Genomic DNA, 422 nt, shown 5'->3' with positions numbered 1-422 from the left:
AAATTTACAGTTGGCTGTTTTCACTGCGTTCAACATTTTAGCCAACAATATTTTTCCGCTTAAGTTGGCGTTGGTATCAAATCAATATTAGGTTTACGAAGGAGCTATGATGAAAAAGGATGTTATTTTAGTAACTATAGGTATTGTTATCGCCTCTTTGTTTTTCTATATAAATGACTCTAACCAAGAGCCGCCCGCGCTTAATTCAATCGAACAAAAAATAGAACAGAACGAAGAGCTTTCTAATAGTGGTAGTACTAAACCAGAAAAAATGAAGCTAAATTCAAAAGTTTCATCCGAAGACATTAAAGGTAGAATCGATAAAACTGAACTCGATATAATTGAAATTGAAATTGAAATTGAAACTGAAACTGAAACTGAAACTGAAACTGATAATGATACCTCTTATTTTGCAATTGATG

The 422-nt window shown here is 32.2% G+C and carries 1 protein-coding gene; it reads left to right on the top strand.

Annotated elements, in window-relative coordinates:
- Window positions 1-106: 106 nt before the first annotated feature.
- Window positions 107-422, top strand: a 316-nt coding sequence (locus tag CWB75_RS18725; protein WP_138571426.1) for a hypothetical protein, incomplete at its 3' end; no start/stop codon positions are given.

Source organism: Pseudoalteromonas sp. S1608 (genome assembly GCF_005887265.1).
Classification (GTDB): domain Bacteria; phylum Pseudomonadota; class Gammaproteobacteria; order Enterobacterales; family Alteromonadaceae; genus Pseudoalteromonas; species Pseudoalteromonas undina.
The sequence above is the reverse complement of the archived record's forward strand: the minus strand, read 5'-3'. Positions and strand labels throughout refer to the sequence as shown.